General features: G+C 73.6%; 12 protein-coding genes. 5 read left to right on the forward strand and 7 right to left on the reverse strand.

From position 1 onward, the window contains the following. Window positions 1-18: 18 nt before the first annotated feature. The 3 genes from ACFVNO_RS11885 to fbaA all read right to left on the reverse strand — a co-directional run bounded on the left by ACFVNO_RS11885 (window position 19) and on the right by fbaA (window position 3,281). Complete coding sequence (locus ACFVNO_RS11885; RefSeq protein ID WP_355263263.1) at window positions 19-1,302, reverse strand: adenylosuccinate synthase; 1,284 nt, start codon at window positions 1,300-1,302, stop codon at window positions 19-21. A gap of 454 nt (window positions 1,303-1,756) precedes the next feature. Then, entirely contained in the window at window positions 1,757-2,173 is a 417-nt protein-coding gene (locus tag ACFVNO_RS11890) for a DUF3151 domain-containing protein (RefSeq protein WP_220563853.1), read from the reverse strand. Window positions 2,174-2,258: 85 nt separating this feature from the next. Further along, a complete protein-coding gene (gene fbaA / locus ACFVNO_RS11895) occupies window positions 2,259-3,281 on the reverse strand; it encodes a class II fructose-bisphosphate aldolase (RefSeq protein ID WP_355263269.1) in 1,023 nt (340 codons plus the stop codon). Between the two features lie 406 nt (window positions 3,282-3,687). Here fbaA and ACFVNO_RS11900 point away from each other — a divergent pair, with 406 nt between their 5' ends. Continuing rightward, window positions 3,688-4,071, forward strand: coding sequence for a DUF4115 domain-containing protein (locus ACFVNO_RS11900; RefSeq protein WP_220563851.1), 384 nt, complete (start codon window positions 3,688-3,690; stop codon window positions 4,069-4,071). Window positions 4,072-4,133: 62 nt separating this feature from the next. On the opposite strand, the gene pyrE is transcribed toward ACFVNO_RS11900, so the two are convergent. Next, the gene (gene pyrE / locus ACFVNO_RS11905) at window positions 4,134-4,667 is read right to left on the reverse strand and encodes an orotate phosphoribosyltransferase (protein ID WP_220563850.1); all 534 of its coding nucleotides are present in this window, start codon (window positions 4,665-4,667) and stop codon (window positions 4,134-4,136) included. Between the two features lie 66 nt (window positions 4,668-4,733). Between pyrE and cutA the strand changes: the two genes are divergently transcribed. The 4 genes from cutA (at window position 4,734) to ACFVNO_RS11925 (ending at window position 6,894) form a co-directional block, all read left to right on the forward strand. Continuing rightward, window positions 4,734-5,093 (forward strand): divalent-cation tolerance protein CutA, encoded by a 360-nt coding sequence (gene cutA, locus ACFVNO_RS11910; protein WP_378891849.1) that lies wholly within the window; start codon window positions 4,734-4,736, stop codon window positions 5,091-5,093. Further along, window positions 5,090-5,680 (forward strand): hypothetical protein, encoded by a 591-nt coding sequence (locus ACFVNO_RS11915; protein ID WP_378891852.1) that lies wholly within the window; start codon window positions 5,090-5,092, stop codon window positions 5,678-5,680. The genes cutA and ACFVNO_RS11915 overlap by 4 nt, the downstream gene beginning before the upstream one ends. A gap of 96 nt (window positions 5,681-5,776) precedes the next feature. Then, window positions 5,777-6,436: a GNAT family protein gene (locus tag ACFVNO_RS11920; RefSeq protein WP_355263279.1), complete on the forward strand. Its 660-nt coding sequence runs from the start codon at window positions 5,777-5,779 to the stop codon at window positions 6,434-6,436. Between the two features lie 101 nt (window positions 6,437-6,537). Beyond that, entirely contained in the window at window positions 6,538-6,894 is a 357-nt protein-coding gene (locus ACFVNO_RS11925; RefSeq protein ID WP_355263282.1) for a hypothetical protein, read from the forward strand. Window positions 6,895-6,959: 65 nt separating this feature from the next. Here the strand turns inward: ACFVNO_RS11925 and ACFVNO_RS11930 are convergent, their stop codons facing one another. From ACFVNO_RS11930 to eccCa, 3 genes are all read right to left on the reverse strand, one after another. Beyond that, entirely contained in the window at window positions 6,960-7,544 is a 585-nt protein-coding gene (locus ACFVNO_RS11930; RefSeq protein ID WP_355263285.1) for a hypothetical protein, read from the reverse strand. 68 nt (window positions 7,545-7,612) lie between these two features. Next, window positions 7,613-9,016, reverse strand: a complete 1,404-nt coding sequence (locus ACFVNO_RS11935; RefSeq protein ID WP_378891856.1) for an RDD family protein — start codon at window positions 9,014-9,016, stop codon at window positions 7,613-7,615. After that, complete coding sequence (gene eccCa / locus ACFVNO_RS11940; RefSeq protein ID WP_378891859.1) at window positions 9,013-12,999, reverse strand: type VII secretion protein EccCa; 3,987 nt, start codon at window positions 12,997-12,999, stop codon at window positions 9,013-9,015. Before eccCa ends, ACFVNO_RS11935 begins: the two co-directional genes overlap by 4 nt. Between the last annotated feature and the right edge of the window lie 97 nt (window positions 13,000-13,096).

Genomic DNA, 13,096 nt, shown 5'->3' on the forward strand with positions numbered 1-13,096 from the left:
CGGACAGGCGGGCGCCGGTCAGACCAGGGACCGCAGCTCGAGGGTCTGGTCGCGGCCGGGGCCCACCCCGATGGCGGAGACCGGCGCTCCGGCCATCTCCTCCAGGGTACGCACGTACGCCTGGGCGTTCTTGGGAAGTTCGTCGAATTCCCGGGCTCCGGTGATGTCCTCCGACCAGCCGTCGAGGTACTCGTAGACCGGCGTCGCGTGGTGGAAGTCGGTCTGGGTCATCGGGATCTCGTCGTGCCGGACCCCGTCGACGTCGTAGGCGACGCAGACCGGGATGCGCTCCAGGCCGGTGAGCACGTCGAGCTTGGTCAGGAAGAAGTCGGTGATGCCGTTGACGCGGGTCGCGTACCGGGCGATGGGCGCGTCGAACCAGCCGCAGCGGCGGTCGCGGCCGGTGGTGACCCCGTACTCGTGGCCCTGGGTGCGCAGCCAGTCGCCCTGCTCGTCGAGCAGTTCGGTCGGGAAGGGGCCCGAGCCGACGCGGGTGGTGTAGGCCTTGAGGATACCGACGACCTTGGTGATGCGGGTGGGGCCGATGCCCGACCCGGCGGCCGCGCCGCCCGCGGTGGGCGAGGAGGACGTGACGAACGGGTAGGTGCCGTGGTCGATGTCCAGCAGGGTGCCCTGAGAGCCCTCCAGGTAGACGGTCTTGCCGTCGTCCAGCGCCCGGTTGAGGATCAGCGAGGTGTCCGCCACGAAGGGGCGGATCTTCTCGGCGTAGCCGAGGTACTCCTCGATGATCGGCTCGGCCTCCAGGGCGCGCCGGTTGTAGACCTTGGTGAGGAGCTGGTTCTTGTCGTTGAGGGCCAGCTCGATCTTCTTGCGCAGGATCTTGGGGTCGAACATGTCCTGCACGCGCACGCCCTGGCGGGACACCTTGTCGGCGTAGGTCGGGCCGATGCCGCGCCCGGTGGTGCCGATCCGGCCCTTGCCCAGGAAGCGCTCGCTGACCCGGTCCAGGGCCCGGTGGTAGGGCATGATCAGGTGCGCGTTGGCGGAGATGAGCAGGCGCGAGGTGTCGACGCCGCGGGCGTCGAGCCCGTCCAGCTCCTCGAAGAGGACGCCCGGGTCGATCACGACGCCGTTGGCGATGACCGGGACCACGTTCGGCGAGAGGATGCCCGACGGCAGCAGGTGCAGGGCGTATTTCTGGTCGCCGATGACCACCGTGTGCCCGGCGTTGTTGCCGCCCTGGTAGCGGACCACGTAGTCCACGCGGTCGCCCACAAGGTCGGTCGCCTTGCCCTTGCCCTCGTCGCCCCACTGGGCACCCACGAGCGTGATCGCCGGCATTGGTCACTACCTTTTCGCTCGACACCTGACCGGGGTGTTCCCGACCCCGAACATGGATGAACCCCTGGCGCAAGGCAGCGACAGGGGCCGTTGCGTATTGAGGGTACACGACCCGTCCGTCCCGGTTAAGTGGCGCCCACGAGGGGGTTTCCTCACGTCGAACCGGGTGGGGCGGCCGGTGGCTCCGGTTTCACGGGCGGGTCCTCCCTCACGCGCGGTGTGGCAGGTGCAGGAGAGAGGTGAGGCTCTCATCGGCGTGGCCGCCGTCGACCCCGGCCCGGGCCGGCGCCAGGACCGCCGCCGACAGCGCCGGGTCCACCCCGGCACGGTCGGTCCGCCTCCATCCGCCCGCCGCCCCTTCCCGAGCGCGGTCTCGGGGGCAGCGCGGGGTGTCTCCGTCCCCTGGGGCGGGAACGCCGGCCGCGCGGGCGCCCCGGGAGGGGCGCCCGGCGGGTCAGGCGTTGAGGGCCTTGTCGGCCTCGGCGCTGGAGTCGCGCAGGAAGGTGGCGCAGCGCTCGGCCTCCTGGGCCTCGCCGATCTGCTCGGCGGCCTTGCCCAGGGCGTGCAGCGCGCGCAGGAAGCCCTGGTTGGGCTCGTGCTCCCACGGGATGGGGCCGTGGCCCTTCCAGCCGGAGCGGCGCAGCTGGTCGAGCCCGCGGTGGTAGCCGGTGCGCGCGTAGGCGTAGGCGGCGACCGGCTCGCCCGCGGCCAGGGCGTTCTCGGCCAGGCGGGCCCAGGCGGCCGAGTACTCCGGGAACCGTCCGGCGACCGGGGCGGGGTCGGTGGCCGCGGCCAGCGCCTCGCGGGCCTCGGCGTTGTCGGGCAGACGGGTCTCGGGCGGCTCGTTGAGCAGGTTCTGGTGCAGGTTCATGGATCCCATCCTGCCACCGCCGCCGGGCCCGGCACCGGTCGTCCACAGGCCGGATCCGGGCGCCCACGCGCGTCGGACGCGGTGACTACTTCATCCGGTTGCCGGCGGACTTGAGCTGCTGGGCGGCCTCCACCACGCGGGCGGCCATGCCGGCCTCGGCGGCCTTGCCGTAGGCGCGCGGGTCGTAGGCCTTCTTGCTGCCGATCTCGCCGTCGATCTTCAGCACGCCGTCGTAGTTCTTCATCATGTGGTCCACGATCGGGCGGGTGAACGCGTACTGCGTGTCGGTGTCGATGTTCATCTTCACCACGCCGTACTCGATGGCCTCGTGGATCTCCTCCAGGGTGGAGCCGGAGCCGCCGTGGAAGACGAAGTCGAACGCCTTGGTCCGGCCGTACTTCTCGGCCACGGCCTCCTGGGCCTTCTTCAGGACCTCCGGGCGCAGCTTCACGAAGCCGGGCTTGTAGGAGCCGTGCACGTTGCCGAAGGTCAGGGCGGTCATGTAGTAGCCCTTCTCCCCGAGGCCGAGGACCTCGGCGGTGCGCAGGGCGTCCTCCGGGGTGGTGTACAGCTTCTCGTTGATCTCGCCGACGATGCCGTCCTCCTCGCCGCCGACGACGCCCACCTCGATCTCCAGGATGGTGCGGGCCTCCTTGGAGGACGCCAGCAGCTCCTCGGCGATGCGGAGGTTCTCCTCCAGCTCCACCGCCGAGCCGTCCCACATGTGGGACTGGAACAGCGGGTCCTGGCCCTTGGCCACGCGCTCCTTGGAGATCTCGAGCAGCGGGCGGACGAACCCGTCGAGCTTGTTCTCGGGGCAGTGGTCGGTGTGCAGGGCGACGTTGACCGGGTACTTGTCCGCGACGACGCGGGCGTACTCGGCGAACGCCACCGAGCCGGTGACCATGTCCTTGACCGTGGCACCCGACAGGAACTCGGCGCCGCCGGTGGAGATCTGGACGATGCCGTCGCTTTCGGCCTCGGCGAAGCCCCGCAGCGCGGCGTGCAGGGTCTGGCTGGAGGTCACGTTGATGGCCGGGTAGGCGAAGCCCTGGGACTTCGCGCGGCTCAGCATCTCGGTGTAGACCTCGGGGCTGGCGATGGGCATGCTTGACTCTCCCTGGAATCGGACCTGGAGCGAGCGGCCGCCGGTCGCACCGGCGGCACCCCACGTGCGTTGCCGGTGGAGGGTCCGGGCGGCGGGGGAGCCCGAGACTCGGGTCGCACGTCCGGACGTGTCCACCAGGTGTCACCCAAGTATCCCGAACGCACGGAGCCGATGGAAAGGTCTAGACCAAATTCGATGGGCCTTCGGGCACGGCGGAGTGGCCGAAATGGGCGCTTTGTATGGGTCTGTGGTGGATTCACGGGCGATGTGAATTTTTGTGCGACTGTGACCGGATTGTGGGAGGCGGGGAGGTTCGGGGAGATCACTGTCGCTTTTTGTCGTGATACACGCTACATTCAACGCCGTGGGAAGGCATAGGAATGATCCTCGCGGCGTTGGCCAGGTGGTGGCCATCGTCGGAGCAGTCGTGCTCCTGGTCGCGATGCTCGCGCTCGGCGGGTTCTTCTTGTACCGCTCGCTCCCCGGCAACTCCGGCTCCAGCGTGAGCGCGAACGCCTCCGGGGCGGCGAACGAGGAGGAGACCCCCAAGGGTGCCTTCTACGTGCGCGTCATCGGCGAGTCCAGCCGCGTGTTCGTCCGCATCCCCGGCGGCGACGTCCTGCACGACCAAGAGGTCCGCCAGGGCAGCTCCCTCACCTACGCCGAGATCCCCGAGGGCGGCATCGAGGTCACCATCGGCGACCCCGCCGCCGTGGAACTCTTCGTCAACGGCATCGAGCGCGACATCGCCGACCGCGGCGCCGACTACAGCTTCACCGTCGACGGCTGACCGGTTCCGGCCCCGCGTTCCCCCGCGGCGGCGGGACGCCCCGCCCCGCCGCTACGACGTCCTCAGATGTCCAGGTCGGACACCTGGTACACGGCCCGGTACTCCAGGCCCTCCTTCTCCACGCGCTCGCGCGCCCCGCGGTCCAGGATCAGCGCCGTCGCGACCACCTCGGCCCCGGCCTCGCGCAGCGCCTCCACCGCCGTCAGCACCGAGTTGCCGGTGGTGGACGTGTCCTCCAGTGCCAGCACCCGGCGGCCCCGCACGTCCGGGCCCTCGATGCGCTTCTGGAGGCCGTGCGCCTTGCCCGCCTTGCGCACCACGAAGGCGTCCAGCCTGCGGCCGCGCGCGTGGGCGGCGTGCACCATCGCGGTGGCGACCGGGTCGGCGCCCAGGGTCAGCCCGCCCACCGCGTCGAACTCCAGGTCCGCCACGTTGTCCAGCATGACCGACCCGACCAGCGGGGCGGCCTCCCCGTCCAGGGTCACGCGGCGCAGGTCCACGTAGTAGTCGGCCTCCTGCCCGGAGGACAGGGTCACCTTCCCGCGCACGACCGCCTTATCGTTGATCTGACGCAGGAGTTCATCACGTTCGCTCATGATCCATGAGCGTAGAACACCGGGCGGCACCGCACGTCACCGCGGCGCCCGGGCGGAGGGACCGCCATGCCGAACACCCCGGGAGCCGTCCGGGTCGAGATCACCGTGGACACCCGCGAGAACGCCGACCGGCTGGCGGAGTCGGCGGTCGGGCGCCGCCTCGCCGCCTGCGCCCAGGTCGGCGGACCGGTCACCAGCCACTACCGCTGGGAGGGCGAGGTGCACCGCGACCAGGAGTGGACCGTGGTGTTCAAGACCGCACAGGACCGCCTGGACGAGCTGGTCGCGCACATCGTCCGCGAGCACCCCTACGACGTCCCCGAGGTGGTGGCTGTGCCCGTCGTCGGCGGTGAGCCGGCGTACCTGGCCTGGGTGATCGACGAGACCCGTCCCGACGCGGACGGCGAGCGGGGCGCCGCCGGGTGATCGCCGTCCTGCTGCCCCCCACCCTGGGCCGCCCCACCCGCCTGCCCGGGCTCGGCGGGGCCCTGGCCGCGGCCGGGATCGCCCCGGTCCGGATCGAGGTCGGCGGCGACGAGCTGCCGCCGCACGCCGCCCGGTACGTGGCCGCCGCCAGCCTGGAGATCCGCCGCCTGGTCCCCCCGGACGCCCCGACCGCCCTGGTGGCGGAGGGCGACGCGGGGCCGCTGGCGGGCGCCCTGGGCGCGGCCCAGCGCGCCGCGCACCGGCCGGTGTTCGGGTACGTGCTGGTGGACGCGCTGCTGCCGCAGCCGGGCACCGCCACCCGCGCGGACCTGGACCGGACCCAGAACCCGCGGGACGCCGCGCCCCCGCCCGCCCCCGCCGGGGAGCCGGAGGGGTACCGCACCGAGACGCTGCCGCCGTCCGCGGACTGGCCGGACGCCCCGTGCGGCTACCTGCTCACCGACCCGGCCCGCGCGCACGCCGCCCGGCTCGCACGGATGCGCGGGTGGCAGGTGCGCGAGTGCGCGCCGGAGGAGGCCGCCGCGGAGCTGGCCGTGCTGCTCCGGGACCTGCGCGGCACGGCCTGACCGGGGCGGCCCGGCCGCTCCGGTGGGCGCGACACGTTGTCCACAGGCTGGGGAAAACGGGATGACTCCGCCTCCCGCGTCCGGGACCATCAGGTCATGATCACCGACCATTTCCCGGTCCTGGGGCTGCGCGTGCGCACCCCGCGGCTGGAGCTGCGCCCGCCCTCCCTCGACGACCTCGCCGACCTGGCCGACATCGCCGCCGAGGGCGTGCACGACCCGGCCGAGATGCCGTTCATCTTCCCGTGGACGGACCTGTCCCCGGCCCGGCGCGCGCTGTCGGTGGTCCAGCACAACCTCGGGATCTACGCCCGCTGGACGCCGGAGGACTGGCAGCTGCCGCTCGTGGTCGTCCACGAGGGGGCGGTGGTGGGCGTCCAGGACATGCTCGCCAAGGACTTCGCGGTCACCCGCCGGGTCGCCAGCGGCTCCTGGCTGGGACTGAAGCACCAGGGCCGGGGCATCGGCACCGAGATGCGCGCCGCGATGCTGCACCTGGCCTTCGAGGGGCTGGGCGCCGCGGAGGCGGCGTCCGGGGTCATCGAGGGCAACGTCCGCTCCGAGCGGGTGTCCCGCAGGCTCGGCTACCGCGCCGACGGCGTCGGGGTGTACGCGGTCCGCGGCAAGGCCGCCCGCGAGCTGCGGTTCCTGCTGACCCGCGAGGACTGGGAGGCGCACCGCCTCGACGTCCCGGTCACGCTCTCAGGGCTGGAGCCGTGCCTGCCGTTCTTCGGGCTGGGCGAACTTCCGGAGTGACGTACCGGGGCTTATCGGTCACTCGTCGGGTACGGTTCTGAACCGACGGAACCACCGTGACCGCCGTGAGGCGGCCGGTGACTAGTCGGAAGGAACCCCCGTTGCACGCTCACCGTCCCGCCGCCGCTCCGGCGCTGACCCCCGTGCTGCCGCCGGGCCTGCGGTTCCCGTACGCGATCGGCCGGCCGGGGCCGAACGAGCCCACCGGTCCCCGGCCCGGCCTCGACCCGGGCGCCCAGGCCCCGCCGGCCGCCCGGCGCACGCCCCCGCGCGCCGAGCGGGCGGTCCCGGGCGCCGGACCGGTCCCGGCCCGGGGTCCGGTTCCGGGCGCGCCGCCCCGGACCCGCGCGGTGGACGCCGTCGCCGCCGCCTTCCTGGCGGGGGAGCCCCGCCCGGGCGCGGTCCCCAGCGGCCCCCGCCGCGCCTGGTTCGACGTCCCCGACCCGCGCCGGACCTGAGCGGCCGCCCTCGGTGACCGCCCGCCGGGCCCGTCGCCCGTACCGGACGGCGCCGGGCGCTCCGGTCAGGGGGTGAGGGTGGTGTCCTGGTCGCGGCCCGCCTCGGGGAGGGGAGCCCGCAGCATCCCGACCAGGCTCACGAGCATGCCGGTCAGGATGCCCAGGCCGGTGAGCACACCGCTGACGAACGGGGCCCATTCCGCGGCCCCCAGCGCCACCAGGACCAGCCCGGCCGCCCCCATCGCGGAGATGTACAGGGCGGCGGCGAGGATCTGCCGCATGCGCCAGTACCAGGCCAGCGGCAGGAAGTGCAGCCCCACGACCAGGGCGATCCAGGCGATGTTGGCCTGCCAGGGCGCCTCCAGCAGCCGCAGCACCTGGATGCCGCCGACGATCAGCACGACCTCCACCAGCACGACGGTCCCGTAGAACGGGCCGAACCGGAACGCGGGCCCGGGCCCGGTCCCCGTCACCGGCGGGGCCGGCCGGCGGGAGAGGGCCACCGAGAGCACGATGACCGCCACCAGCGCCGCCACGGCGAGGACGCGCAGCACCAGCCCGACGGCGGACGGCAGAGGCGGGCCGGCGTTCGCGAGCACGAACGCCAGGCCGAACCCGGCGCCGATGAGGAAACCTGTGAATTGACGCATGGGGCGAACCTAGCCCCCGGGCGTTCGCCGGTCGGCCCCGGTGCCCCGGAACGGGGCGGGACGGCGGTTCAGCCGACCCGGACGACCACGGAGCGTGCGAACCTGTCGTGCAGGCAGCGCCTGCGCTCCTTGTCGCGCAGGGACCAGAGCACGTTCGCCAGCGACCAGGGCAGCAGCCAGTTGACGGGGTTGGTGAACCCGGGCGCGAAGCACAGCGCGCGCAGCAGGGCGCGCCCCGCGGGCAGCCTGCCGCCGCCCTCGGCGCGGACCACCCACAGGCCCAGCAGCATCTTGCCCACCGAGCGGCCCCACACACCGACCTGGAACCACTCCCACAGGATCGGGGACAGGGCGAACGAGAAGATCGCCCCGATCTGGAAGGCCAGGTCGGCGGACCGCCCGGCGATGTCCCCGCCGCCGATGATCACGGCGGTGAAGGTCGTGGCCAGCATCAGCAGGAACCACAGGACCGCGGCGATGAGGGTGTCCAGGAACCGGGCGGCGAAGCGCTGCACGGGCTCGGCCAGCCCGACGGAGGGCTCGTCCGGGTTCCACTCGGTGTGGTGGCGGAGCCCGGCGGGCCGCGGCGGGGGGCCGTAGCCGGGGTGCCCGGGGTGAACCGGGTAGCCGGCGGGCGGAACGGGGTGGCCGGGCGGGTGGACCGGGTACCCGCCGTGCGCGTACGGCCCCGGGTGCGGTCCGGGCCCCGGGTGCGCGGGGGCGGGCGGCAGCATGGTCGGCGCACCCGGCGCCGACGGGGCCTGCGCGGCGGGCGCCGCCGGAGGAGCGGGCTGCGCCTCCCGGACGGGGGCCGCGGCCCCCTCGGGAACGCCTTCCCCGGGAGCGGACACCGCGTGGGCGGCCGACGGGTACACGGCGGCCCCGGCCGGTTCCGGCCCGCGCGGCGCGGCCGCCTCCTCCGGCGCTCCGGCCGGCGGCGCGATGCCGTCGAGGGCGTCCAGTCCGGCGTCGGTCTCGGGGGCCCGGGGCTCGTCGCCGAGGTGGTCCGGGAGGGTGCCGCGGTACAGGCCCGCGCCGTCGATGTCGATCGTGCCCGTGCCCGAGAGCGAGAAGCCGCCGCCGCGCTCGTACATGCGGATCAGCGGCTCGAAGAGGTCCGGCAGGTCCGGCAGCGGAACGCCGGCGTCCCGGGCCGCGGCCAGGTGCAGCGCCCAGGCGCAGGACCTGCCCACCGCCGGGAACTGGTCGACGACCGCCGGGTTCTCCAGGACGCCGCTCACGACCCCCTCGTCGGCGCGCACGCCCGGCGCGGCGAACTCCGCGACGTCGTAGAACGGCCACCCCTTGCCCTGCACGGCCCGCGTCCACAGCGCCGCCCGCCGCAGGTACTCGCGCATCAGCGCCACCCGCGACCGGGTGTGGTCGGGGTTCCCGTTCCAGTCGATCGCGCGGATGCGCGCGGCCAGTGCGTCGACCGCGGCGGTGCCGCCCGTCGGCCCTCCTCCGTTCACTGCTCTCCTCGGTCCCTCAGCGCCGTCTGGATCAGCTGCGTCGCCCCGCCGCGGGTCACCCACTTGCCCCGGCCGGGCGGCTGCGCCGCCGCGTACACCCGCGGCAGGATCTGCCCCTCGGACCGGTCGCCGGCCATGACCAGGGCGCTCGTGCCGATCTCCCGGATCGCCTGCACCAGCGGCTCGTACATCCCGCGCCCGGCGCCGGCGACCCGGCGGGCCACCACGAAGTGCAGGCCGATGTCCCGGCCGTTGGGCACGAAGGGCACGAACGGCGCCAGCGGCTTCTGCCCGGCGGTGGTGAGCACGTCGTAGTCGTCAGCCAGCACCACGATCCGCGGGCCCTTGAACGACCCCGGCTCCAGAGAGTCGAGGTCGCCGTCCTCGGGGATGCGCGACTCCACCTCCTTGGCCACGCCCCCGGCCAGCCCGGCGCACACCTTGGGGGTGCTCGCGTACCCGCCCATGTACTCCTCGGGCACCACGTTGCGCAGTGTCCGGCGCGGGTCCATCACCGCGAACACCACCTCGTCGGACGAGTACCGCGCCACCAGGCCCTCGGCCACCAGCCGCAGCAGGTTGGTCTTGCCGCACTCGCCGTCGCCCAGCACCAGCAGGTTCTGGTCGCGGTCGAACAGGTCCAGCAGCACCGGGTCCAGCGCCCGCTCGTCCACCCCGATCGGCACCAGCCGGGGCTCCGACTCGGGGGTGGGCAGGGTCCGCGCCGACAGCCGGTGCGGCAGCACCCGGACGCTCGGCGCCCGGCGGCCGCCCCAGGCGCCGTCGACGGTCCGCACCGCCTTCTCCACGGCCTCGCCCAGGTCCTCGTCGGAGTCCACCCCGTCGATGCGCGGCAGCGCCACCTGGCCGAACAGCTCGTCGCCGGTGAGCGCCCGCCCGGGGGCCTTGGCGCCGATGGTCTCGGCGAGCTTGCGGTCGATCGTGGACTCGGACGGGTCGTTGAGGTGCAGCTCCACCTTCTGTCCGAAGTTCGACTGCACGGCGATGCGCACGTCGTTCCAGCGCAGCATGCCCGCCACCACGTGCACACCGAACCCGCCGCCGCGCTGGAGCAGCTCGTTGACCATGCCGTCGATGTCCTCGAAGTCCTTGCGCAGGGCCCCGAACCCGTCGATGACCAGCAGCACGTCGGCGCTGGCCAGCTCGGGCACCTCGCCGCGGGCGTGCATGCGCCGCAGCTGGGCCACCGAGTCGATACCCCGCTCCCGGAACACCTCCTGGCGGTGCTCCAGCATGCCCCGGATCTCCTCGACGGTCCGCCGCACCCGCTCGACGTCGGTGCGCGCGGCCACCCCGCCCACGTGCGGGAGCGACGACAGCGACTGCAGGCCGCCGCCCATCAGGTCCAGGCAGTACACCGCCGCCTGCTGCGGGGTGTGGGTCAGCGCCAGCGACAGCACCAGGGTGCGCAGCATCGTGGTCTTGCCGCTCTGCGGGCCGCCGATGACGGCGACGTGCCCGCCCGAGGCGGTCAGGTCCAGCTTCCACACGCCCTGCCACTGCTTGGTGGCGTCGTCCAGCAGGCCGACGGGGACGCTCATGGGCGCGTGCCCGCCGGGCAGCCGCAGCCCCTGGTCGGTCTTCTCGGGGGTGCCCGCCATGGTGTCCAGGGAGGCGGCGCCGGGCAGCGGCGGCAGCCAGATGGACCGGGTCCGCTCGCCGTGCCGGTCGAACTGGGACACCATCACGTCGAGCAGGGTCGGGCCGACCGTCCGCGTCGGCATCGGGCTCTCCTCGCCCCCCGACCGGACGGCCCCGGGCCCCTCCGGCGCCGTGTTGTACGCGGTGTAGGGGCGCACAGCCACGACCCCGTCGGACTCCGACTCCTCCGCCACCGGGCCGCGGTAGGGACCGGACACGTACCCGGCCTTGAAGCGCTGGTACACGCTGGTGTCCACCTTGAGGTACCCGAACCCGGGCAGCGACGGCAGGTGGAACGCGTCGGGCGTGTTGAGGACGGTGCGGCTCTCCTCCTCGGAGAACGTGCGCAGGCCCAGCCGGTACGACAGGTACGTCTCCAGCCCGCGCAGCTTGCCGCCCTCGATGCGCTGGCTGGACAGCAGCAGGTGCACGCCGATGCTGCGGCCGATGCGGCCGATCGACAGGAACAGCTCGATGAAGTCGGGGCGGGCGGTCAGCAGCTCGCCGAACTCGTCGATGATCACCAGCAGGTGCGGCAGAGGCGGCAGGCTCGGGTCGTGCTGCCGCTTGTAGGTGTAGTCGCCGATGTTGGGGACGTTCCCGGCGTCGCGCAGCACCTGCTGGCGGCGCTGCACCTCGCCGGACAGGCTCGCGTACACCCGCTCGATGAGCGCGGCGTCGTCCTCCAGGTTGGTGATCACGCCGGCGACGTGCGGCATGTTCTCGAACGGCGCGAACGTCGCTCCGCCCTTGTAGTCGACCAGCACCATGCTGACCCGGTCCGGCGAGTGCCCGGCCGCCAGCGCCAGCACCAGGGTGCGCAGCATCTCGCTCTTGCCCGAGCCGGTCGCGCCCACGCACAGCCCGTGCGGGCCCATGCCCAGCTGCGCCGACTCCTTGAGGTCCAGGACCACCGGCTGGCCCATGTCGTCCATGCCGATGGGCACCCGCAGGAACGCCCGCTCGCTGCGCGGCGCCCACAGCCGCTGCACGTCCATGTCGCCCGGGTCCTGGACGCCCATCATCGCGGTGAAGTCGACGGCGCCGCCCTCCTGGGCGGTCTCCTCCACCGACTCCGGGGACAGCCGCAGCGGCGCCAGCATCCGGGCCAGGCCCGAGAGGGTGGCGGCGGGGACGTCGTCGACGGTGCCGACGGTGACCACGGGGTCGGAGCCGCGCAGCTCCTCCACCTTCACCCGGTCGCCCTCGACGGTGATGCGCACGCTCACGTCGCCCGGCTCGTCCACCTGCCGGGACACCAGGTGCAGCACGGTGACGGCCAGCGCCCCGGGGTCCACCGCGTCGTCGGGGCGGACCAGCTCGGCGGCGACCTGGCCGTGGGTGTCGTGGACGACGAGCAGGCGGCGCATCATCTGGTACGCCTCCCGCTTGCCCATGCCCCGGCGCACCTCCGACGCGAAGTCGGTGCGCGCCCGCAGCTCGTCGGCGAGCAGGCCGCCCAGCTCGGCGGGGGTGGGGGCGATGAGCCGCACCGCGGCCCCGCCCTCGCGCCGCTGCGGGTCCAGTACCTGCGGCAGCCACGGCAGCCACTCCCAGTCCGCCGCGTTCGCGGGCGGGTAGGACACCGCGAGCCCGGCGTCCTCGGGGGCGTGGAACGCGCCGAACTGGGCGACGAGCGCCCGCACCAGCCGCATGACGTCCTCGCGCTCGCCCACGACGCTGACGTTCCCGGCCATGTCCAGGGGCAGCGTGAGCGGCATCTCCGGGATGGTCGCGAACCGGCGGATGGCCGCCTGGGCCTCCGACAGCATGAACGGGTCGGTGGGGGTGAGCGCGGTGCCCTGCTCGGCCAGCCGCAGCAGGCGCCCCTCGGTGAGGCCGGTGCCCACCCGCACCCGCAGGAAGTCGCGGTGCCTGCGGCGGCGCTCCCACAGCCGGGTGGGGTCGCGGACGACGTCGTACAGGGCCTCCGGCGGCGGGTCCAGCAGGCGGGCGTGCGACCGGGTGGAGTCCTCCCACTCGGTCAGCTCCTCGCGCAGCTCCTCCAGGTACTGGAGGTACAGCTCGCGCTGGTTGCGGCGCTGGCGGCCCACCTGGCCGCGCCGGGAGAACAGCATGCCCAGCGCCGCCAGCAGGGCGATCACCAGGACGACGCCGCCCAGAGCGATGAACGCCGGGTTGCGCATGACCATCATGATGGTCATCGACCCCATCATGCCGACCATCGGCAGGATGGTCATGAGGGGGTTGCCCTGCGCCTTGCCGTCGGGAAGGGTCGGCGGGGCCTCCACCTCATGGGGCTCCTGCGCCGGTGCGGGGTGCACGGTCCTGGTCGGGCGGTGCACGACGCGAAGACTCATCGGCGTTCCTCTCGACGGTGCAAGGGGGCGGAGGTGCTGGGGGAGGCGGGGTGCCAGGGGCTCGGGAGAACCCTACCGAACCGGACCCCTCTGACCA

The organism is Nocardiopsis sp. NPDC057823, from assembly GCF_042797335.1.
GTDB classification, from domain to species: Bacteria; Actinomycetota; Actinomycetes; order Streptosporangiales; family Streptosporangiaceae; genus Nocardiopsis; species Nocardiopsis changdeensis.

What these genes read in the sequence shown, in the direction of transcription:
- ACFVNO_RS11930 (WP_355263285.1), bottom strand. Translation starts at nt 7,544, where the DNA reads ATGCGTCAATTCACAGGTTTCCTCATCGGCGCCGGGTTCGGCCTGGCG.
- ACFVNO_RS11885 (WP_355263263.1), bottom strand. Translation starts at nt 1,302, where the DNA reads ATGCCGGCGATCACGCTCGTGGGTGCCCAGTGGGGCGACGAGGGCAAG.
- ACFVNO_RS11890 (WP_220563853.1), bottom strand. Translation starts at nt 2,173, where the DNA reads ATGAACCTGCACCAGAACCTGCTCAACGAGCCGCCCGAGACCCGTCTG.
- pyrE (WP_220563850.1), bottom strand. Translation starts at nt 4,667, where the DNA reads ATGAGCGAACGTGATGAACTCCTGCGTCAGATCAACGATAAGGCGGTC.
- ACFVNO_RS11920 (WP_355263279.1), top strand. Translation starts at nt 5,777, where the DNA reads ATGATCACCGACCATTTCCCGGTCCTGGGGCTGCGCGTGCGCACCCCG.
- eccCa (WP_378891859.1), bottom strand. Translation starts at nt 12,999, where the DNA reads ATGAGTCTTCGCGTCGTGCACCGCCCGACCAGGACCGTGCACCCCGCA.
- fbaA (WP_355263269.1), bottom strand. Translation starts at nt 3,281, where the DNA reads ATGCCCATCGCCAGCCCCGAGGTCTACACCGAGATGCTGAGCCGCGCG.
- cutA (WP_378891849.1), top strand. Translation starts at nt 4,734, where the DNA reads ATGCCGAACACCCCGGGAGCCGTCCGGGTCGAGATCACCGTGGACACC.